Annotated in this window: 17 protein-coding genes; 8 read left to right on the top strand and 9 right to left on the bottom strand. The window is 60.4% G+C overall.

All coding sequences use genetic code 11. The annotated features are described in order from the left end of the window. The first annotated feature begins 142 nt into the window (after positions 1-142). The 4 genes from J3R75_RS06755 (at position 143) to J3R75_RS06740 (ending at position 3,932) form a co-directional block, all read left to right on the top strand. Complete coding sequence (locus J3R75_RS06755) at positions 143-619, top strand: hypothetical protein (RefSeq protein WP_307260707.1); 477 nt, start codon at positions 143-145, stop codon at positions 617-619. 205 nt (positions 620-824) lie between these two features. Further along, positions 825-2,177, top strand: a complete 1,353-nt coding sequence (locus J3R75_RS06750) for a sulfatase family protein (protein WP_307260705.1) — start codon at positions 825-827, stop codon at positions 2,175-2,177. Positions 2,178-2,257: 80 nt separating this feature from the next. After that, entirely contained in the window at positions 2,258-3,691 is a 1,434-nt protein-coding gene (locus J3R75_RS06745) for an arylsulfatase (RefSeq protein ID WP_307260704.1), read from the top strand. Positions 3,692-3,701: 10 nt separating this feature from the next. Next, positions 3,702-3,932, top strand: coding sequence for a DUF5808 domain-containing protein (locus J3R75_RS06740; RefSeq protein WP_307260702.1), 231 nt, complete (start codon positions 3,702-3,704; stop codon positions 3,930-3,932). Between the two features lie 50 nt (positions 3,933-3,982). On the opposite strand, the gene J3R75_RS06735 is transcribed toward J3R75_RS06740, so the two are convergent. After that, positions 3,983-7,042 (bottom strand): DOMON domain-containing protein, encoded by a 3,060-nt coding sequence (locus J3R75_RS06735; protein ID WP_307260701.1) that lies wholly within the window; start codon positions 7,040-7,042, stop codon positions 3,983-3,985. A gap of 120 nt (positions 7,043-7,162) precedes the next feature. Between J3R75_RS06735 and J3R75_RS06730 the strand changes: the two genes are divergently transcribed. Continuing rightward, on the top strand, positions 7,163-7,285 hold the full coding sequence (locus J3R75_RS06730; RefSeq protein WP_307260699.1) for a hypothetical protein: 123 nt from the start codon (positions 7,163-7,165) through the stop codon (positions 7,283-7,285). A gap of 294 nt (positions 7,286-7,579) precedes the next feature. Here the strand turns inward: J3R75_RS06730 and J3R75_RS06725 are convergent, their stop codons facing one another. From J3R75_RS06725 to J3R75_RS06715, 3 genes are all read right to left on the bottom strand, one after another. Continuing rightward, positions 7,580-7,918 (bottom strand): hypothetical protein, encoded by a 339-nt coding sequence (locus J3R75_RS06725; RefSeq protein WP_307260697.1) that lies wholly within the window; start codon positions 7,916-7,918, stop codon positions 7,580-7,582. Between the two features lie 108 nt (positions 7,919-8,026). After that, positions 8,027-8,335: a prepilin-type N-terminal cleavage/methylation domain-containing protein gene (locus J3R75_RS06720; RefSeq protein WP_307260695.1), complete on the bottom strand. Its 309-nt coding sequence runs from the start codon at positions 8,333-8,335 to the stop codon at positions 8,027-8,029. Between the two features lie 165 nt (positions 8,336-8,500). Beyond that, entirely contained in the window at positions 8,501-9,181 is a 681-nt protein-coding gene (locus J3R75_RS06715; protein ID WP_307260693.1) for a DUF1559 family PulG-like putative transporter, read from the bottom strand. A gap of 547 nt (positions 9,182-9,728) precedes the next feature. Between J3R75_RS06715 and nrdD the strand changes: the two genes are divergently transcribed. The 3 genes from nrdD (at position 9,729) to J3R75_RS06700 (ending at position 13,642) form a co-directional block, all read left to right on the top strand. Next, a complete protein-coding gene (gene nrdD / locus J3R75_RS06710; RefSeq protein WP_307260691.1) occupies positions 9,729-12,407 on the top strand; it encodes an anaerobic ribonucleoside-triphosphate reductase in 2,679 nt (892 codons plus the stop codon). Between the two features lie 53 nt (positions 12,408-12,460). Continuing rightward, the gene (locus J3R75_RS06705) at positions 12,461-12,874 is read left to right on the top strand and encodes a hypothetical protein (protein ID WP_307260689.1); all 414 of its coding nucleotides are present in this window, start codon (positions 12,461-12,463) and stop codon (positions 12,872-12,874) included. A 66-nt stretch (positions 12,875-12,940) separates the two neighbouring features. Continuing rightward, entirely contained in the window at positions 12,941-13,642 is a 702-nt protein-coding gene (locus J3R75_RS06700; protein WP_307260687.1) for an anaerobic ribonucleoside-triphosphate reductase activating protein, read from the top strand. A gap of 340 nt (positions 13,643-13,982) precedes the next feature. Here the strand turns inward: J3R75_RS06700 and J3R75_RS06695 are convergent, their stop codons facing one another. The 5 genes from J3R75_RS06695 to J3R75_RS06675 all read right to left on the bottom strand — a co-directional run bounded on the left by J3R75_RS06695 (position 13,983) and on the right by J3R75_RS06675 (position 18,877). Beyond that, positions 13,983-14,705, bottom strand: coding sequence for a zinc ribbon domain-containing protein (locus J3R75_RS06695; RefSeq protein WP_307260686.1), 723 nt, complete (start codon positions 14,703-14,705; stop codon positions 13,983-13,985). 76 nt (positions 14,706-14,781) lie between these two features. Next, a complete protein-coding gene (locus tag J3R75_RS06690) occupies positions 14,782-15,570 on the bottom strand; it encodes an SDR family oxidoreductase (RefSeq protein ID WP_307260684.1) in 789 nt (262 codons plus the stop codon). A gap of 77 nt (positions 15,571-15,647) precedes the next feature. After that, complete coding sequence (locus J3R75_RS06685; protein ID WP_307260683.1) at positions 15,648-17,327, bottom strand: acyl-CoA dehydrogenase family protein; 1,680 nt, start codon at positions 17,325-17,327, stop codon at positions 15,648-15,650. Positions 17,328-17,373: 46 nt separating this feature from the next. Beyond that, the gene (locus J3R75_RS06680; protein ID WP_307260681.1) at positions 17,374-18,222 is read right to left on the bottom strand and encodes a hypothetical protein; all 849 of its coding nucleotides are present in this window, start codon (positions 18,220-18,222) and stop codon (positions 17,374-17,376) included. 16 nt (positions 18,223-18,238) lie between these two features. Next, the gene (locus tag J3R75_RS06675) at positions 18,239-18,877 is read right to left on the bottom strand and encodes a transglycosylase SLT domain-containing protein (protein WP_307260679.1); all 639 of its coding nucleotides are present in this window, start codon (positions 18,875-18,877) and stop codon (positions 18,239-18,241) included. Between the last annotated feature and the right edge of the window lie 601 nt (positions 18,878-19,478).

The following is a 19,478-nucleotide window of genomic DNA, read 5'->3' as shown; positions in this document are numbered from 1 at the left end:
CGATTACCTTCTTCTTTGCCGGCCATCATAATTCCGGTTGATAATACCAACAATTATTGTATATTGTGAACTTTATTATTTCGTGCGGACATCAGCCGATGACCGTAACCACAGTGAAGACAAGCACAAACAGGTGAGAGACATGTCGTTTTTGGATTCGCTACTCGGCCTTTTTGGGAAGAAACCCGTTGCCCCCAAACCTGTTAATCAGAATACCAACAACACGACGGTGTCTCGTCCTCGCAATCGTCAGGTCTATGAAGGCCGGTCTGCTGAAACCCCTGAGTGGGCAAAGGACGTTGCTCCTGCGGAAATCATTGGCCTGCTGAACAAGCACATTACCTGCCGTTATGCACCGAAGTTTGAGATCAAGCGCATCATGTCCACCCAGATGGGCCCAGATGGCAACTTGATTCCTGAATACGACGGCATTGCCGGTGACTGCGGCGCCTTGAAGAATTTCGGTCTCAAAGTCGCCAAACAGAATGGTTTGAGCATGCCCTATCGTTACGTCGATCTTAATACGGCCTATCGTGCTTGCTGTGACAACCCGAAGAAATGCCCCTTCTTCCTCGCTGCCGAGGGCGAAAATGATGCCGTCAATTCCCGCCGCCGCTAATTCGGGCGCCAACAGATAGAAATCACAAAACCAGCCTGGCTGTCGAACAGCTCGGCTGTTTTTTTTTTTGCTCCGGATTATGCGTCCACTGCTGTTTGTTAGTGGACCTCTTGCCAAAAACAGCAAAATGCAGTACGCTACGCCAATGCGTCACCACTCTCAATGTCGCATGCCACTCCCCTTATATCCCAGGAAGACATTAGCTATGAAAAAGAACGTTCTGCTTTTGCACACGCATGACACCGGTCGTTGCATCCAGCCTTACGGTTATGCTGTGGAGACCCCGCACCTGGCCGCGTTCGCCCGTCAGGGCGCGTTGTTCCGGCAGGCATTTGACTGCGGGCCGACCTGTTCGCCCGCCCGGGCGGCGCTGCTGACCGGCCAGGTGCCGCATGAATGCGGCATGCTTGGCCTCGCCCACCGGGGTTTTGGACTCAACGACCCCGGCAAGCATCTGGCCAACTACCTGCGCAGCAACGGCTATCGTACGGTCTTGGCCGGAATTCAGCACGAAACTAACGACAAGCCCGCAACGCTGGGTTATGAGGAGAACATCCAGGCGCCAGCGGATCAGACTATAGCCGACCCCGGCCGGCGCTTCATGGCGCGCGACAGCGCCCACGCCGATCGCGTCTGCGACATACTGCGCCAGGCTCAGGACCGGCCTTTTTTCATCTCGCTGGGTCTATTCTCCACGCACCGGCCCTTTCCGGAAGAGCCCGATGCGGATCTTGACGCCAATTACCTGCGGGCACCGCTGCCAATATTGGACAATGACGACTGTCGCCGCGACTGGGCGGCATTCTGTATCATGGCCCGCCATGTCGATCGCTGTTTTGGGCAGGTCCTGACGACGCTTGCGGAGCAGGGCCTGGCCGACGACACTCTGGTCATCGTCACCACTGACCACGGACCGGCTTTTCCGTGGATGAAATGCAATCTCAACGACGCCGGTTGCGGCATCATGCTGATGCTGCGCATGCCGGGCATGCCCGCGGGCGTCGTCAGCAACGCGCTGGTGTCGCATATGGACGTCTACCCCACGCTCTGCGAATGGATCGGCTTGCCGCGCCCCCAACATGAACTGCGCGGCCGTTCGCTCATGCCGTTACTGTGCGGCGAGGACCGCGAATTGCACGACGACCTCTTTGCCGAGATCAACTTCCATGCCGCGCGGGACGTCCAGCGCACTGTCCGCAGCAAGCGCTACCGCTATGTGCGGCGCTACGACGGCTACGAGCGCGTTGTCCTGCCGAATATTGACGATGGTCTTAACAAGCGTTTTCTGCGACATGAAGCCGACTTGGGGGCGCGTCCGCGCATCCCCGAGGAGCAGCTGTTTGACCTCTACTACGACCCGCTGACCTGCCACTCGGTCGTAGGAGAAGCGTCCTATGCAGCGGTGTTGGCTGACATGCGTCAGCGCCTGCAGGCGTGGATGGTTGCCACGAAGGACCCGCTGTTGGCCGGCCCCGTCAAGGCCCCGGTGGGTAGTCGTCTCAACCGCCAGGACGACCTTGAGCCCCAGAATGGCAACTGGGAGCAGCCCGAACAGTGAGTGGCGCGGAATCGGGGCCAGGCAGTCGGCCCACCCCGCATTATTTTCCCCAGCATGAACTTCAGCAGCAGAGGAAGAGCATGGACAGCAGACCGAACGTCGTGATGATAGTGATTGATCAGATGCGCCGCAGCGCCTTGGGGGTCAATGGCCATGCCTGCGCCGCGCACACGCCGCATCTGGACCAGCTGGCGCGTGAGGGCGTCAACTTCACGCGAGCCTATTCGGCCTGTCCGTCCTGCATAGCGGCACGGGCGACCATGTGGACCGGTATGGAGCACATCAACCACGGCTTCACGGGCTATGATTCACGCCCCGAATGGCACTATCCCGTGACCTTGCCGGGCGTCCTGGCCAACTCCGGTTATCACACCCAATGCGTGGGGAAAATGCATGTCGAGCCGGCCAGAAACCTCATTGGCTTTCACCATGTCGTGCTCCACGATGGCTTCCTGCATGACAAGCGCCGCCAGTACCGCAACGCCGCCGATTACGACGACTACCTGCCCTGGCTGCGCGAGCGTCTGGGACCGGCGGCGGACATCTGCGACGTTGGCCCCGGCTGCAATGGCTACGCCAGCCGCTGCTGGCCGTGGGATGAACGCTGGCACCCGACCAGCTGGGTCACCAGCGAAAGCATCAACTTCCTGCGGCGTCGGGATCCCACCAAGCCATTTTTCCTCAAAGTGTCCTATCACCGGCCGCATTCGCCGTTGGATCCGCCACAGACCTATTTCGACATGTATGCCGACGTGGACTTTCCGGAGCCGCTGCGTGGCGACTGGGTCGAGCACGAGCTGCCCCACGGGCAGGCGGAAAATCCCGTGCCGACGGACAGGCCATTCCGGGAGCGGGCACGCAAAGCCTATCACGCGCTAATCTCGCAGATTGACTACGAGCTGAACCGGCTCTTCATCGAATTATCTGATCGGAATGTGTGGGATGAGACCTTGATTATGGTTGTTGCCGACCACGGCGACATGCTCTATGATCACAATCTTGTGCGCAAGTCGGTGCCTTTTGAAGGCAGCAGCGGCGTGCCGCTGATTGTGCGTCTGCCAAAATCCATGCGGCAAGGCCGCGTCGGGGTGACCGATGCACGCCTGGCGGAGCTGCGGGACCTCTTCCCAACGGTCTGCGAAGTCTGCGGCATCACCCCGCCGGCGCAGCTGGACGGGCAAAGCCTGCTCGCGGCCACGCGGCGGCAGGAGCCCATACACGGCGAGCACCCCAACGCCGAATGGTCGAATCACTGGCTCTGCGATGGCCACGAGAAATACTGCTGGTTCTCGCAAAACGGTCGCGAGCTGCTCTTCAATCTCGACGACGATCCCGACGAATGCCACGATCTGAGCAAAGAGCAACCCGCGCGCCTGGCCGAGTGGCGCCGGCGCCTGATTGCCAAGCTCAGCGACCGCGCCGAAGGCTATGTGGCCAACGGTGAACTGCAAACCGGCCGCCGTCCAATGTCATCGCAGGCTTGGGCTGGTGCCGGTAACAACGCCGCTCAATAGGGAGTGGACCATGAATCAGCAAGAGATCAACCAGGCGGAATGGCAGAACCCGGACAATTGGTCCGTTGGACTCTATTTCAGCAAGAAGGACACGCGCACCTGGGTGCCCAAGCAAATCCCCTGGATGGGCTGGACTCTGAATCTGGGCACCCGCGCCGGCGCCATCTGGATGATTGGCTTCCTCATTGGCATCCCGATTTTCATCATTCTGCTCGTCGCTGCCACCTGTCCCATGCCGTGAGTGCTTGCGGTGCCCACAAGCAGTTGTCCGGGGATGGCGGTAGATGATAATTATTCGCAGCAGATGACGGGATAACGGCTGCTGTTGTTGTCGCCGCGGCCGAGGCCGGGGGCGATGACCAGGAAGCTTTCGCGGCTGCCTTCGTCGTTGTCATTGATGAGGACATTGATGGCGATGCCTTGACGGGCGGCAGCCGCGTCGATGCCGAGCGCGGCGAGGGGCATTGCCACGGTGTAGGTAGTGGTCGTGCGCTCATCATCGCGGGTGGTCGTGAGGATGATTTGGGCCAGGGCCGCAGCCATATCGACGCCCTTGAAGGCCGCCCAGGCCGTGACCTCGCTTTGGCCGTCAGCGAGGCGGGTGAGGCCGATTTCCCACATCCCGTCCTGGCCGGGCGTGGCGATGGCCAGCTGTACGTTGTCGCCTTTCCAGGCATCGCGGCCCGTGAAGGGCTGCGAATGCTTGTCATCGGTCACCCCGACCTGCGCAGTGAGGATGCCGTCTTTGCAGGCCAGGCGGATAGCGGCGCTGAGGTCGGCGGGGCCTTTCCAGAAGAGATGGCTGCTGCCGGGCTCGTTGACGACCGTGCTGTGCAGCTGCGCGCTGTCCTTGAGGACGAAAGTGGGCTGCTCCGGTAGGTCCTTGCCGATCACAGTCAGGTAGCGCAGAGGCACGCTGAACTGCTGCCGGAGTTTCTCGCCGAGGGCGACGGTGATTTCCGCCTGTGGCGGCGCGGGCGCGGCTGCGGGAGCTGCTGCCTGGGCTGCTGGGGCTGCAGCGGCTGCTGGGGCGCTGAAGTCGATTTGCCGGGTGGTGCCGGCGGCGATGTCGACGGCGAGTTCCGCTGGCGTGATGGCGTAGCCGTTGTCGCTGCGGACGCTGACGGTAGCTTGTAGCGGCCCGGCGGTCGGGTTGTGAAGCGACAGGGCGAAGGTGCCGTCCCGGCGGGGATGCACGCTGATATCCTGCGGCGCGGTGATGATATTGCTGACGAGCTCGGGTTGTTGTTGCTGGCCGCTGACGCGGATGGTCGTGGGCGCCTTACCGGCGACGACAAACGCCAGGCCCTGGTCGCTGGCGATGGCCGTTTCATTGCCGAAGATATCGACGGCGTGGACGCTACCGTTGATGCCGCTGAGAGTCAGCAGCCGCTCTTCGCCTTTGAAATCGATGCACCAGGTGGGGATGAGATAGTCGCCATTGGCGGCCTGGAAGAGATACGCCTGCATGCCCTCCGGCGCCGTGTATTCGCGCAGGTACTGCGCTTCGCGGTAGAGCGTCACCAGAGCGTTGTAAGCGGCGTAGGCCTGCTTGGGATAGAAGTCCTTGGTGATCAGTCCGAAGTTGTGCTCATTTTCCTTCGGGTCATAGCCGTCATTGCGCAGATCGTACCAGTTGTAGCCCATGGCGCCCTGCGCCCAGCTGAAGAGGAGCTTTTTGAAGAGCGTTTCGGCCTGGGCCAGCTCGCCGATGTTGATGGCTGACACGGCGGTCTCATTGGCCCACCAAGGGATGTCCAGCCCGAGCTGGCGATGGAGTTCGCGCAGGCCAATGATCTGCGGGATGTAGCGGGCGTGGGAGCCGTGGCCGTGAAAGGCGTGAATCTCGTAAAAGCCCTTTGCTTCGGCCATGCTCAGCGCCATGTGGTCCGGGTGGCTTGAGCGCTCCGGGTAGGGCAGCTTCAATGCCGTGTAACCGCCTGTCAGCACCCGCGCTTCCGGGGAGGCCTTCTTGACGGACTCGTAAAAGACTTTCATGATGGCGATGTAGTCCTCGACGGAGAAATTGGCGAAGCTGAGCAGGTCGGGTTCATTCCAGCTTTCGACGTAGGTGACGCGATGGCGGAATTGCGTCATGAAGGCGTGGACGAAGTCGCCATAGTGCTTGAGATCGAGCATGGCGACGCCGCGGCTGCCGAAGCGGTTGGCGTAGTCGGGATTGGCTGGCTGCCAGTTGGGATCGCGCGCCCAGGAGGGATAGTTGAGGAAGCACACCTGTGAGTCCAGGCCCTGCTGCTCATAGATAGCGAGGAGATCGCCGAAGACGGCGAAATTCCGTTCGTCATCGGCCTTGGGTTGTATCTGCGCCCAAGTCGAGCTGCAGCGCCGGATTTTGGCGCCGCACAGCGCCATGGCTTGCGCTTCCAGTTTTTGATCGGCGACGGGATAGCGCCAAGAGTGCGACTGCACGCCGAAGAGGAAGCCCCTGGGCTGCTCGGTGGTGGGTCCGGCGGGCGTCATATAGCTGTAGCTGACGCGGCGGCTGAGCTCTTGGCGGCTGTCATTGAGGGTGATATCGACGTAGTACACGCCCCGTTTCGTCGGCACCGGCAAGGGCAGCGACACACTACGACCGGCCGGCAACGGCAGGCTGAAAGGCTGGTCGTGAAGGGTGGCTTGCCAGGCATCGCTGATGACATAGCGGCCGCTGATGGGCAGGACGCCCAGGCCGGGATTGCTGATGGCCAGCGCCAGCTGCGCTTCGTCTCCCGGCCGCAGAATGTGTATGGGAGTGCCGGTGATGAGCTCTACCGACGGCTGGGCGAGAATGCTCTTCAGCCGCACCGCGCCCAGGCCGATCTCGCCGGCGGACTCTTTGTCCGCAAAACGGATGGACACGCCCGCTACCCGGATGGGCAGATCGAAGTGTTTGTTAAGGGTGTCTTCTTTGCCCCAGCTGCCGGGCATCTTCTTGGCAGTGTCGAGCTCGAACGAATAGCTCTGCCAGCCGCTTTGCGCACGGTCGAGCAGCATGGTGAATTGCGTGGTTTCGCCGTCGCGGTCAGCCAGGCGCAGATTGAACGCCTCGGCTTTGCAGTCGGCGGGCTGCCAGAGCTCAACGACGATTTCGCCGACATAGATGTCCGGCAGGGTGTAAGTCCCCTGGAAGCTGAATTCGTACCACTCGCTTTCTTTGGCGTCCCAGGAACAACGGATGGCTTTGCGGCCGTCGTACTCGGCCAGCTCGGCCTTACCCGGACGTACGGGTGGGAAGCCCACGCGCGGCATGGTCTCACCAGGCGCAAACAGCACCGTCGTGGAAGCAGCGGCGTAAACGGACACGATGAGGCACAGGCTGGTCAGTAAACCAACAACACGATGAATGAGCATGGGGAATCTCCTTTGCAGATCGGCCAGGGCGACAAAACGCAGAGTCGTGAACATAATGCCGAAAAGCCACAAAGGAGAAGGCGTGCGTGGTGAAAAAGGTCATTTCAGCGTAATCGGTCAGTGTACAACCCGGCGCTCCGCTGGGACAATTTGCAGGAAACCCACGGCCCGCCGCCGCCCAGCCATTGGACCTTGATTTCCGCCGACCTTTGCGGCAGCGGAGTCATAGCGGGCCCAGAGTAGCAGCGGCTTCCAGCCGCTGTGCGCACGGCTCGTGCGGTGGGGGAGATGGGCCGGGTACGGTCGGCGTGGATGACGAGGACGGATTAATGAGCCGTCTTGTCGGAGTGGGCGAGACGCCCACTCCACGGCCGCGAGACGTCATCGGTCAGAAAGAAGATCGCTCGGCTGCGTACGCGAAAACAAGAAAGACGATCGGTCCGATCCGTCCGATCGGTCCGCGAAAACGAGAAAGAATATCGGTTGGCTGCGTCGGCTCCGTCCGCGAAAAAGACCGCTAATTCGTCTCTGGCGGAATTACTGTGCGGCGTAGAAGCAGCCGACGGGGTCTTTTTGGGGGTTTGCGGTCCAAACGGTGAGTTGTTTGACATTGCCGCAGTGGCCGTCGTAGCAGGCGTAGTTACCAGTGTCGCTATGGCGTGGGAAGAAGAGCCACGGGTCGGTGCTGGTGGTGTTGTACCACGAGTCCGCATACCAGGTATTGCTGTTGCCACGGTTGTAGGTGTAGGGCATGCGCATATAGCCGTAGTTGGAGGTGCCACCGGCCTCCCAGCCGATGGCGGTGTGGCGCGGCATGGTGCTGGAACTGGCCAGGTAGCCGAGATCGCCGAAGATCATGGCTGACGACGGGTACACCACGTCGTGGAGTTTGAGGCCGACGGTGACGGTGGTCAGATAGGCATGCAGGCGATTGACATTGTTGAGGCCGTAGGAGCAGGGGGAGGTATGGGACGTGTTGAAGGTTTATCCGGTCTTGGTGTCGTTGGGGCAGATGAAGCTGGAGGGGCTGTCGAGGTACTTGCCGCTTGCCAGCAGATAGCGGAAGGTGTAGTTGGTGCCGCCGCGGGCCTCGCAGCAGGAAATCAGCGCGTCGTCGCTGTCGTTGGTGTACATGGCGTTGGCCAAGATGATCTGTTTGAGGTTGTTGGTGCAGCTGATGGCGCGGGCTTTCTCCCGCGCTTTGGCCAGCGCCGGCAGCAGCATGGCCGCCAGAATGGCGATGATGGCGATGACGACCAGCAACTCAATCAGGGTGAAAGTCCGATGTTTCATGGTCAGTCCTTGTTTGTTAATTCCCAGATTCTTACTTCTCGCAAGCAGGAATTCCTAATACAATGCCACCATATAATAAGACTATGGTTCTAATGAAGCGAAATAACAATGGACGTTTGTGGCAAAAATGTGGACATTTGTGTCAATAATTGCGTTCTTCAATGCTTAGTGTTTGCCTTCGGCGCTCCAGGGGCAGTAGCTGGCGGAGCATTGCAGGGTCTTTTGCGGGAGACTGGCGACATGGCCGTCCAGGAAGCCATAGTTGCTGGCGTTGCTGTGACGGATGGAGTGAGTGTCGGTGCGGGGGCCCTGCGGGTCGTTGCTGCCGGCGGTGCCCAGCGAAAATTCATAGCCGGAGTATTCCAGGAACATCGCGGCGGTGGAGGGGCTGACGATGGAGGACTGCTTTTGGCTGACGAGCGGGGTGGGGGCGCCGCCAGTCCAGTGGGTGACGGTGACGCTGTAGCCGCCTTGGGCGCCCAGTTCCAAGCCGGTCATTTGGCCGGCGTAAGCGTGCGTGGTGTACTTGGTGGTGTAGGAGGGGCAGTTGTAGACTTTTAGGTCGCCAACGTAGTCCTTGAGACCGACCCGCCAGGAGCCGGCGACGGCGTAGGACGCCTGGGTGGAGTCGTTGCTGCCGTAGCGCTGGGGGACATTGGTGCCGCCGTTGTCATCACTGTACATCGTGTGCGCCGTGGATATTTGTTTCAGGTTCGACGTACAGGAGATCTGCCGTGCCTTTTCCCGCGCTTTGGACAGCGCTGGCAACAGCATGGCCGCCAGAATGGCGATGATGGCGATGACAACCAAGAGCTCAATCAGGGTGAAGGACAGAATGCGTTTCATGATTTTCCTCCCGAAATTCTTGGGTTGTGAATGGGACCGCAAAGCCGTCATGGCCGTTACCAAAGCCGGCTAAACAACATAAGTCAATAATAACGCAAGAGATCGCACAAATCAAGGCATGGCGGCGGCATCTGGCTAGATGCTGTCGTTAACCGCAGACCGGCTATTCCGGGCGCGTGGAGGCAAAGGGCTAGCGTTAGCGGTCGCAAGCGGCACTAGCGGTAGTGTTAAAGAAATCGCCTGCGGTGGCTTGACAGGTGGCAGAACGGGCAAATCCACCCCTAGTTGCAGATTCATTCTTAAAAAGCAGTTCCGTAATTCTTTGATTTTGACGATGTTAGGACGTGATGGAAAAAAAGTGCAGAAAAAGCGAGAAACGTGGTTTGCGGGTGGTTGCACGGCATATATAGTGTGTTTTGCTATTGAAGCACACTAAATAGAGCCAAATACATCTACTATAGAGTAAATCACAAGGCTATTGAGCGCATGGAGTTGCTACTATGCGCATCTGGCAAGACTGCGTCCAGCGAGAGGAAAGGGAACGACCATGATCATGACGAAGGGTCCATTTGAGTATTTTCGGAAGCGCGACGGGCATCTGGTGCCATTTCGGTTGGAGAAGATAGCGCATGCGGTGCTGAAGGCCGGCGAAGCGGCGGCGCGCAACGACGGGACGCCGTTCCCAGCGGAGCAGGCTGATGAGATTGCCAACGAGGTGGCCACCCAGCTGGACAATCCCCTGTGCGAGTATTACACCCTGCCTGACAGCGACGGCCGGCGCATTCCCCGCCTGGAAGATGTGCAGGACATGGTGGAGATTGTGCTAGCGGAGCGCAAGCTGTCGTCGACAGTTGCGGCCTTCAAGCGCTACCGGAAGATGCGTGAGCGGGCGCGCGAGGCGATCCATGTGCGGCGTCAGGGCGGTGGCGACAGCAAGAACGACATTACGGATCAAAGCTTGCTGCTGGTTGAATCGACCAGTGGCGGCACGATTCTGCCTTGGGATCGCGGTCGCATAGTGACGAAGCTGGTGGAGCATCTGCAGCTGGATGACGAGGCGGCGGTGAGCGTGGCGAAGGAAGTTGAGAATCAGATCATCGCCAGCAACATGAAGAGCGTAGGGACCACGCTGATCCGCGAGATGGTGAACAACGTGCTGGTTGAGCGCGGCTACAAGAACCGGCTGGAAGACCTGTCGCTGTATCACGTGCCGCGGGAATTCATCAAGAATCTGATGTACGCGAAGCCGACCGAGAACAGTAATATCGTGAGCAACAACCCCGAGGCGGTGAATTTGAGCATCGCGGAGTTGATTCTCAAGCAGTGGGGGCTGGAAACGATCTTCAGCCCGGCGGTGAAAGTGGCGCACGACACGGGCGCGGTGCACTTGCACGACCTGGGCTATCCGCATCGCGTGTACTGCTCGTCGCACTCCATTGAGTATATCAAGAAGTACGGCCTGCGGGATCTGTCGAATCTGAACACCGAGTCGAATCCAGCGCGGAGCGCATCGGTGTTGACGGGTCATCTGAACACCTTCCTGGCGTCGATGCAGGCGAATTACGCGGGTGCGCTGGGCATTGCCTACATCAACATCTTCTACGCGCCGTATTTGATTAACATGAGCAACAAAGAGATCAAGCAGGTCGCACAGGAGCTGATTTTCAACGGCTCGCAGAATGCGTTTTCGCGCGGCGGCCAGACGCTGTTTCTGGATTTCAACATTCACACGGGTGTGCCGGGTTACCTGCAGACGGTGCCGGCGATCGGCCCAGGCGGGCACTATCTGCTGCGGCGTGCGGATGGACAGATTGTGCCGCTGGTTGACCGCCTGCAGGACGCGCTTGACGGCGCGGGCAACCGCTTGATGGACCTCTATGCGGTGGAGGCCGACGGCAGCGAGCGTCTGGTGCTCCACGAATGCTATAGCGAAAAGGGTGGCGTTTACACGGACGTGGATGTGGAAGCCGATGTGACCGCGCGCGGCGAGCACATCATGGTGTATGGCGACTATCTGGCAGAAGCGCGCCGCTTCACGTCAGCGCTGCTGGCGGTGTGGGGCGATGGTGACCGCAATGGCCGCGTCTTTGAATTCCCGAAGTGCGATTTCCATATCAGCAAAGAGACCTTCGAGGACCCCGAGCAGTACCGCATTTTCCAGGAGGCCTGTGAGCTCTCCAGCAAGAATGGCTCGACCTACTTCATTTTTGACCGTGACGAAGTGACGCTGTCGGCCTGCTGTCGGCTGCGGACGACGATTGACGACAATCGCATGCTGCGGCATCCGGAGAGCATGCGTTTCTGCGGCTTCCAGAACGTGACCATCAATATCCCGCAGGCGGCCTATCGTGCGGCGCGTGCCGGCAAGAAGAATCTCGACGGCGTCTTGGCGGAGATTGACGCGACCATGGAGCTGGCGGTTCAGGCGCACTTGCAGAAGAAGGCGAAGATCGCCGAGATGATGAGTGGCCCGGGCCGACCCCTGTGGCAGATCGGCAAGACCGCCTGCGACGGCCGTCCCTACGTGGAGCTCGACAAGGCGACCTACATCATCGGCTTGATCGGCGTTAACGACGCGGTGAAATTCCTCATGGGCAAAGAAATGCATGAGGACAAGGTGGCCTTTGAGATGGCTCTGCGCATTGTCTCGCACATGTATTTGCGCGCCAAGCAGTTCACCAAGCAGTACGGTCTGAAGTTCACGCTGGAGGAATCGCCGGCGGAGAGTGCGGCGCGGCGGCTGGCGAAGGCCGACCTGATATTCTTCCCGGCGGAAGCCCGCGAAGTGGTCAAGGGCGCCAATGACGACGTGGCCTACTACACCAACTCCATCCACCTGGCGGCGGAAGCGCCGGTGTGCCTGGTGGAACGCGTTGAAAAGCAGGCGATGTTCCACAGCGTGATTGAATCCGGCGCCATCACCCACGCGTTTATCGGCGAGGAACGGCCGTCGGCGACGGCGATTGCCGAGTTGATGCAGGGCATCTTCTTCCGGACGCAGTCCGCGCAGGTGACCATCTCGCCGGAGTTCACCTACTGCACGGAGTGCGGGCACCAGTCGCGTGGCTTGCAGGAGAAATGCCGCGAGTGCGGGTCGGAGCAAGTCATGGGCGAGACGCGGGTCGTGGGCTATTTCAGCAAAATTCAGAACTGGAACAAGTCCAAGCGCTATGGCGAACTGGTTGCCCGGCAGAAGGGCCGTTACGCCGTCGAGGCCAAGGCCTGACGGGCCGTTCAGCCGACTAACCTACTGAAGAGCAAGCAAGGGTGAATAGCGTCATGACACAACAAGCAACGACAAAAAAATTGGTAGCGCACGTTTTTGGGAAAAAGGGCTGCGCGAAATGCACCATGTTGAACCGGCGGCTGGATGCATTGCTGGCGGAAGAGCCGTGGAAAGATCTGGTCGAGAAGCGCTACAACGATGTCGAGACCGCAGATGGCCTGGTCTACTTCTGCCTGGCCCAGTGTGTGAATCCTAACCGTATTCCCGCCCTGCTGATGGCGAAGGTCGGCCAGGATGGCCACGAGGATTTCATCGAACGGCTGGAGGCCGGCGGCGTGGACCCCGTCTGCGGCGCGTCCATGCTATACCAGTACGTGGGTATTCAAACCGATTACGGCACGGAAGGCAAGGGTATCATCACACCGGAGATGATTGAGCACGTACTGAAAGAAGCAGCGACCTGCTGATGATAGCAGCCGCGCGCCAGTCGGGACAGCCGTTCCGACCGCGCGCGGCGGAGAGTTTACTGCCTTATGCACAACGAGTCCGTTCTTCACGCCATGCGCTCGGAAACCAGCATGGTGGATTTTCCCGGCCGCATGTCCGCGTTGTTTTTTACGAGTGGCTGCAATTTTCGCTGTGGCTACTGCCACAACCCGGACCTTCTCGCCGGCGGCGACAAATGCTATACCTGGGACGAGCTGGGAGAGATCCTCCAGCGCTTTCGCAAACAGTGGGTGCGGGCTGCGGCCATCACCGGCGGCGAACCGACCATCCACGCGGCGCTGCCCGATACCATCGCTTTCCTCAAAAAGCACGGTTTTGCTGTCAAGCTGGACAGCAACGGCTCCCGGCCGGACATGCTTGAACGGCTGCTGCCGGAATTGGACTACGTGGCCATGGACCTCAAATGCAGTCTTGACAGCTATCCGGCCCTCACTGGCTGGAAAGACGTCGAGGCCATCCGCCGCTCGCTGCGGTTGATACAGAGCTCGGCGCGCGACTACGAATTCCGCACGACGCTCCTGGAGACGCTCCATACCAACGAGGAACTCCACGATTGCGGCAAGCTTATCCAGGGCGCCAAACTGCTGGTGCTGCAGCCCTTCGTGCCGCACGAGAACTTGCCGGCGATCGCCCTGCGCACGCAGCCCCGCACCCGGCCTTCACGCCTGCAGGAAGCTGCCGACATCCTCTGCGGCTACGTCCAAAAGGTCGTTGTCCGCGGTGAGTAAATGGCAGACCGGGCGGCTGGGCCGAATCGACGGTCTTTGCTCGCGGCCGGATCGGCCGTATCTACAGTCTTTTAGCGCGGCCCTCTGGGCCGGATCTACTGTCTTTTATCGCGGCCCTCTGGGCCAGATCTACTGTCTTTTATCGCGGCCCTCTGGGCCGGATCTACTGTCTTTTATCGCGGACGGATCGGACGGATCTACTGTCTTTTATCGCGGACGGATCGGACGGATCGGACGGATCGTCGACTTGATCAGTCCGATCAGTCGGATCAGTCCGATCGTCGACTTGATCAGTCCGATCAGTCGGATCAGTCCGATCGTCGACTTGATCGGTCTGTCCTCATTCCCAGAAGAGCATGGCGCTGCAGCTGGGGCAGAAGGTAAGTTTACCGTTGACGGTGTCGTTTTTGAGCTGGGCGGTAATTTTCATGCGGCAGCGTCCGCATGATTCATCCAGGACGGGCACGACGCATGGCGTTGTTGGGTTGCCACGGCCGGCGCGGAGGCGGGTATAGCGTTCCAAGTAAGGTTCGTCCGGGTAGCGTTCAGCGAAGGGCTTGAGCAGTTCCGGCCGTTTTGCCTGCAGTTCGTCGATTTGCGCCTGGCAGTTAGCGGTGAGGGTCTTGAGGTCTTCGAGCATGCCTTCGGCGCGTTTTTTGCCGCTGGCGAGGTCTTTTTCCCGGAGGGCGACGGTTTCCTTCAGGCCATCGAGGGCCATCATGGCTTCGAGCTGTTTTTCTTCGAGGGTGCCGACGGCGTGGTCACACATTTCGATCTGCAGGAGCGCGGCGCGATACTCGTCGTTATTTTTGATCATCGCCGATTTTGACTGGAAGGCCCTTTTTTTCTCCAGCAGGGCGTTGATTTCGCCGTCGTATTTGCGGGCGGCCAGCTCGGCTTCCTTGAAGGCGGCTTTAGCGAGGTTGAGGGCCTCGGTTTCGGCGGCGTATTGTTTTTCAGCTTCCTTGCGTTTATCGGGAATGCTGCGGAGCTGTTCGTCCATTTTGGCCAGGCGGATATCGAGTTCCTGAAGGGCCAGTAGAGATTCTACCCAGTCGTGCATGAGGTGATTTCCTTTTTCAGTGGCAGAGGCGACAAGTCGATAAAGGGCGGCAATATACACGCAAGCAGCCGGCTGGTCACGGCGAAGGCCTGATTTTGTTTTCCACCGATACGGCGTGGTCTTGGCGGCTGCGTTCGCCGGTGGCATTGCCGCCGACGAGGTGCAGGCCGCCGTCGACATAGAGAATCTGGCCAGTGACGGCCTGTGCTTGGGCGAGGAACAGACAGGCGGCCGCAACGTCCTCTTCAGTGCTGCGCTTTTGGCTGGGGATGTTGTGGATGAGCGCCGCCATGCGTTCGGGGGGGACGCCGGGCGGCGGCAGCACCAGTCCGGGCGCGACGGCGTTGACGCGGATGGCCGGCGCCCATTCGCTGGCGGCGGCTTCGGTGGCATCGCGGAGGGCTTTTTTGGCCAGCGCGTAGGCGCCGGCCTGGGGGTCGACGGCATTGACGCGCTGATCGAGGAGGTTGATGATGCAGCCGCGTTGGCAATGCAGTGCAAAGGCGCGCATGAGCGCGAAGGGGGCGAAGAAGTTGATGGCGAAGGCGTTGGCCATGGCCTGCTGATCGCAGTCGCGCAGGGGGCGACGCGAATAGTGCGAGGCGTTGTTGATCAGGCAGTCGATGCTCAAGCCCTGGGCCAGAAGGTCGGGTATGAGTTGCGCCGCAGCGCCAAGATCAGCCAGGTCGGCCTGGACCAGCCGATGGCCACGGGCCTCGCCGCCAAGTTCGGCCAGGAGTTCGTGGGCGGCCGTGGCCGAGTGCCGGTAGTGAATCACCACGCGGTCGCCTTGCGCAGCAAAGGCCTTCGCGATGGCCCGGCCGATGCGCAGAGCCGCGCCGGTGATTAGCACTGTCGATGGCATGTGGTTGCTCCTTCTGCGTCGGGCGGCCGGGTGCTCTCGCGACCCGTGCCGGGCAGCGGAGAACCCCGGACACGGCGCTAACTGAGGGCCGTTTTGACGATGGTCGCCTGCATGGCGACCTCGGGGAGAAACTCCCAGATGAAACGCTCCGCCAGCGCGCGGCGTGCGGGGGCGCGCTGGGCGTCCCGCAGCAGGAGCAGACTGACGAAGATGAGTGATTCCATGCGAACCATGCGGCGGGCGAGCAGATCAAGTTTGCCGAGGTCGTCCGCGTTAAGCATTTCCAGGCATTCCTGACTGAGACGGCGGGCATCGGCGACGCGGGCGGCCAGGGGGCGGAGCCCTTCGCCGAAGGGCAGCGCCGCCAGCTCGTCCATGACAGGCGCCAGCAGTTGCTTCATGACCCCGCCGATGGCGGCGACGACTTGCATCTGGGTGGTGCCCTCGTAGATATTCATGATGCGCGCGTCGCGGTAGTAGCGTTCGGCGTTGAGTTCGCGCATATAGCCTTTGCCGCCATGGCACTGAATGGCGTCATAGGCGACCTGGTTGGCCATTTCAGTGGTGAAGAATTTGGTCATTGGCGTCAGCAGGTCGGCGAGTCGCCCGTAGGCCTTTTCGGCATTGCGGGTGTCGTCATTGCCGGCGCCGGCTTCATTGAGCTGGGCGAGGGCGTCTCGCTTGTCGACGCAAGCGCTGGTTTCGTAGAGGAGCGTGCGGCCGGCGGCGGTGAGCACGTCCATGCGCGAGAGCATTTCCCAGACGGCCGGGATGTCGCAGAGGGGCTTGCCAAACTGGCTGCGCTTGCTGGTGTAATCCCAGGCGCAACGGCGGGCGGCTTCGGCGACGCCGACGGCCTGCGAGCTGATGGCCAAGCGCGCGCCGTTCATCAGCGACATCACGTAGCGGGTGAGGCCACGGCGACGCTGGCCGATAAGCTCGGCCGGGGCGTCATTGAACTGCAATTCGCAGGTGGGCGAGCCGTGTATGCCCAGTTTGTCTTCCAGGCGCAGCACGGTGATCTGCGGCGATTTTTCGGCGAGGAAGAGCGACAGACCGCGGCCGTCTCTGGAGCCTTCTTCGGAGCGTGCCAGCACGAGCAGCACCTTGGCGCAGCCGTTGGTGATGAAGTGTTTCTTGCCGTTGAGGAGCCACTTGCCGCTGGCTTCGTCATAGCGGGCGGCGAGTTGTACGGACTGCAGGTCGCTGCCGGCGTCGGGCTCGGTGAGGGCCATGGCGCCATCAAGCTCGCCGCTGGCGAAGCGCGGCAGAAAGCGGGCCTTCTGCTCGTCGGAGCCGAAGAGAAAGATGGTCTCGGCGATGTCCTGGAGGCCAAAGAGATTTTGCAGGCTGGCGTCGGCGCGGGAGACCATCTCGGTCATCATGCTGTAGACGGTCACTGGCAGATTTAGGCCGCCGTAACGGCGGGGGAGCATCACGCCCATGAGGCCGGCTTCGACCAGCTCGCGCAGATTTTCCTGCGTGCCCGGCGCAAAGACGACGTCGTTTTGCTGCAGGGCGACGCCCTCGCGATCAACAGCCGCGGCTCGCGGCGCAATCTTTTGCGCCGACAACTCGCCGACCTTGGCCAGCCAGCGCTCGTAAAGCGCCAGCGCGGCGTTCTCGTCAACGGGGGCGTCCGGCCTTGTGCCGGCATCCTTGAAGTCATTTTCGCGCAGGCGGCTCAGCTCAGCGACGACCGGCGTTTTGAGATGGAAAGCCAAGTCGTGGTTGTCAAGGTAGAAATTGTCGGCCATGCGTCTTTCTCCGGCGAAGGGTCTGTTGCCGCGGTGCCGCGCGGTGCTATCCGGGCAACTGTGCTGTCTTGCGGGCGTGTTGCGGAATATTGAAGTCCCCGAGGGGGTATGGCAGCTCGTTGAGTTCCTGGCCATGCATGTCACAGAGCAATGAGGCGAAGATGTGCAACTCGTGCAGACTGCCTTCCTGGATGGCGGTGACGGTGAGGTAGCTCAGAATGCAGGCGATGATTTCCTTGCGCAGGCACATGTGGTACTTATCGCGCGGCCAGCGGCGTTGCTCCCAGTTCCGGGTGACGTCAATGACGTTGAAATTGGCGTCGAGGAGGCAAAAGCGGCCTTCGTACATGCAGATGCCGGATGGCCAGCCGCAGAGTTTGCCAATGCGTTGGGCGAGGAGACAGAGCAACACGGCTGATCCGGCGTGGGTTTCCAGCACGTCGCCGATGGTGTAATATTCGAAGCGCATGCCGAAATCCGGCGGTACGGCGAAGCCCTGGTTGATCATGAAGCTGCGCATCTGCGCCGTGGTGGTCTTGCTGCGGCGGAGAACTCCGGCCAAGGAGCGGGTCTGCTCTTCGAGTTCATCGATTGTGCGGCGGGTGTCCGCCAGCACATTGATGGCCAGGGCGGCATCCCAGGCGCTGAAATTGGGGTTGTCGATCTGGCTGAGGAAGTGGTCGCGCAAGCGCCTGCGGGCGATGACATTGGAGAGCTGGTGTATGCGTCGGCGCAGCTTGGGATTGTCGCAATCCTGATGCTTGGCGATGAATTTGTCAATGCCCTTCATGCTCAGCAGCGGTTCCATGGCTAGAGAAGCGACCTGGCCTTCGTCGTCATCCAGGAGCTTCAGCAGCGCATTGAGCGTCTGTCTGCTTAATCGCGTGTCGGTCATGGGGAACCTCCGTATATCAAATCCCCTCGTCTATAGCGGCGACCGGGGCGAGAGCTTGTTCTTTGGCCATTTGTTCTTCGTAATGGCTCTTACGCTCTAAGACCTGCTTAATATAGCTTCGGGTTCCCGGAAAACTAATCTTTTCGAGGGTGATTGGCAGGTCTGGGGAGTGTGGTAACCAGAGTTTGCTGACCCGTCCGTAGCCAGCATTATACTCGGCCAGTTGGAGGATGTCCTTGGATACATAATTTTCCCAGTGCCGGCCGGTCCAGGCGAGGTACCAGGCGCCGATTTCGATGTTCAACGCGGGGTTCTTGAGTTCGTCAGGGGCGACTTCGGGCCGCGGATGGCGCTGGCGCCATTCTTCAACTGCGCCGGGCGTGAGCTGCATCAGGCCGATCTCGCCCTTGCTGCCGATGCAGGTCGGGTCGAAACGACTTTCTTTCCAGATCACGGCTTTGATCAGCGCCGGCGCGAGGTCGTGGCGAAGCGCCGCGGCGGCGATCAGTGGCGCCAGATCCTGCTCGTGCTTCGCGACTGTCCGTTCGCGAAAGAGGTAATACAACGCGGCAATGCCGCCCAGCAACGCCGCCATAACGACAAGCAGGAGCAACAGGCCGTACAGCATTTTTTGTTTGCGGAGGTGTCGTGACATAATCGCAATATATACCGCGAAAAGGGCTTTTTTCTTCCGACCGAGGGGACGGATCAAGGGTCTTTTATCGCGGACCGATCGGACCGATCGGACGGATCGGACGGATCGGACCGATCGTCGACTTGATCAGTCGGATCAGCGGTCTTTTATCGCGGACCGATCGGACCGATCGGACCGATCGGACGGATCGTCGACTTGATCAGCCGGATCAGCCGGTCTTTTATCGCGGACGGATCGGACGGATCGGACCGATCGGACCGATCGTCGACTTGATCAGTCTGATCAGCGGTCTTTTATCGCGGACGGATCGGACGGATCGGACCGATCGGACGGATCGTCGACTTGATCAGTCTGATCAGCGGTCTTTTATCGCGGACGGATCGGACGGATCGGACCGATCGGACGGATCGTCGACTTGATCAGTCCGATCAGTCGGATCCGTCGGATCAGTCGGATTGGTCTGCGAAGAAGCAAAGTGGCCATTGCGCCTGGTTGCGTGCCTGGTTTTTCCTCTTGCGGGGGCGAAAGCGGCGCTATGTTATAGATTTTCGGCTGAGGCGGGCTGCAACCGCCAAAAATCCTGACTGGCCGGCGGCGCATT

This window comes from Oligosphaera ethanolica, from assembly GCF_030814695.1.
Lineage (GTDB): Bacteria > Verrucomicrobiota > Lentisphaeria > Oligosphaerales > Oligosphaeraceae > Oligosphaera > Oligosphaera ethanolica.
Note: the sequence above shows the minus strand (reverse complement) of the source record. Positions and strands in the feature narration are given on the sequence as shown.

What these genes read in the sequence shown, in the direction of transcription:
- J3R75_RS06690 (WP_307260684.1), bottom strand. Translation starts at nt 15,570, where the DNA reads ATGCCATCGACAGTGCTAATCACCGGCGCGGCTCTGCGCATCGGCCGG.
- J3R75_RS06675 (WP_307260679.1), bottom strand. Translation starts at nt 18,877, where the DNA reads ATGTCACGACACCTCCGCAAACAAAAAATGCTGTACGGCCTGTTGCTC.
- J3R75_RS06685 (WP_307260683.1), bottom strand. Translation starts at nt 17,327, where the DNA reads ATGGCCGACAATTTCTACCTTGACAACCACGACTTGGCTTTCCATCTC.
- J3R75_RS06750 (WP_307260705.1), top strand. Translation starts at nt 825, where the DNA reads ATGAAAAAGAACGTTCTGCTTTTGCACACGCATGACACCGGTCGTTGC.
- J3R75_RS06695 (WP_307260686.1), bottom strand. Translation starts at nt 14,705, where the DNA reads ATGCACGACTGGGTAGAATCTCTACTGGCCCTTCAGGAACTCGATATC.
- J3R75_RS06705 (WP_307260689.1), top strand. Translation starts at nt 12,461, where the DNA reads ATGACACAACAAGCAACGACAAAAAAATTGGTAGCGCACGTTTTTGGG.
- J3R75_RS06720 (WP_307260695.1), bottom strand. Translation starts at nt 8,335, where the DNA reads ATGAAACATCGGACTTTCACCCTGATTGAGTTGCTGGTCGTCATCGCC.
- J3R75_RS06735 (WP_307260701.1), bottom strand. Translation starts at nt 7,042, where the DNA reads ATGCTCATTCATCGTGTTGTTGGTTTACTGACCAGCCTGTGCCTCATC.
- J3R75_RS06700 (WP_307260687.1), top strand. Translation starts at nt 12,941, where the DNA reads ATGCACAACGAGTCCGTTCTTCACGCCATGCGCTCGGAAACCAGCATG.
- J3R75_RS06745 (WP_307260704.1), top strand. Translation starts at nt 2,258, where the DNA reads ATGGACAGCAGACCGAACGTCGTGATGATAGTGATTGATCAGATGCGC.
- nrdD (WP_307260691.1), top strand. Translation starts at nt 9,729, where the DNA reads ATGATCATGACGAAGGGTCCATTTGAGTATTTTCGGAAGCGCGACGGG.
- J3R75_RS06740 (WP_307260702.1), top strand. Translation starts at nt 3,702, where the DNA reads ATGAATCAGCAAGAGATCAACCAGGCGGAATGGCAGAACCCGGACAAT.
- J3R75_RS06680 (WP_307260681.1), bottom strand. Translation starts at nt 18,222, where the DNA reads ATGACCGACACGCGATTAAGCAGACAGACGCTCAATGCGCTGCTGAAG.
- J3R75_RS06715 (WP_307260693.1), bottom strand. Translation starts at nt 9,181, where the DNA reads ATGAAACGCATTCTGTCCTTCACCCTGATTGAGCTCTTGGTTGTCATC.
- J3R75_RS06755 (WP_307260707.1), top strand. Translation starts at nt 143, where the DNA reads ATGTCGTTTTTGGATTCGCTACTCGGCCTTTTTGGGAAGAAACCCGTT.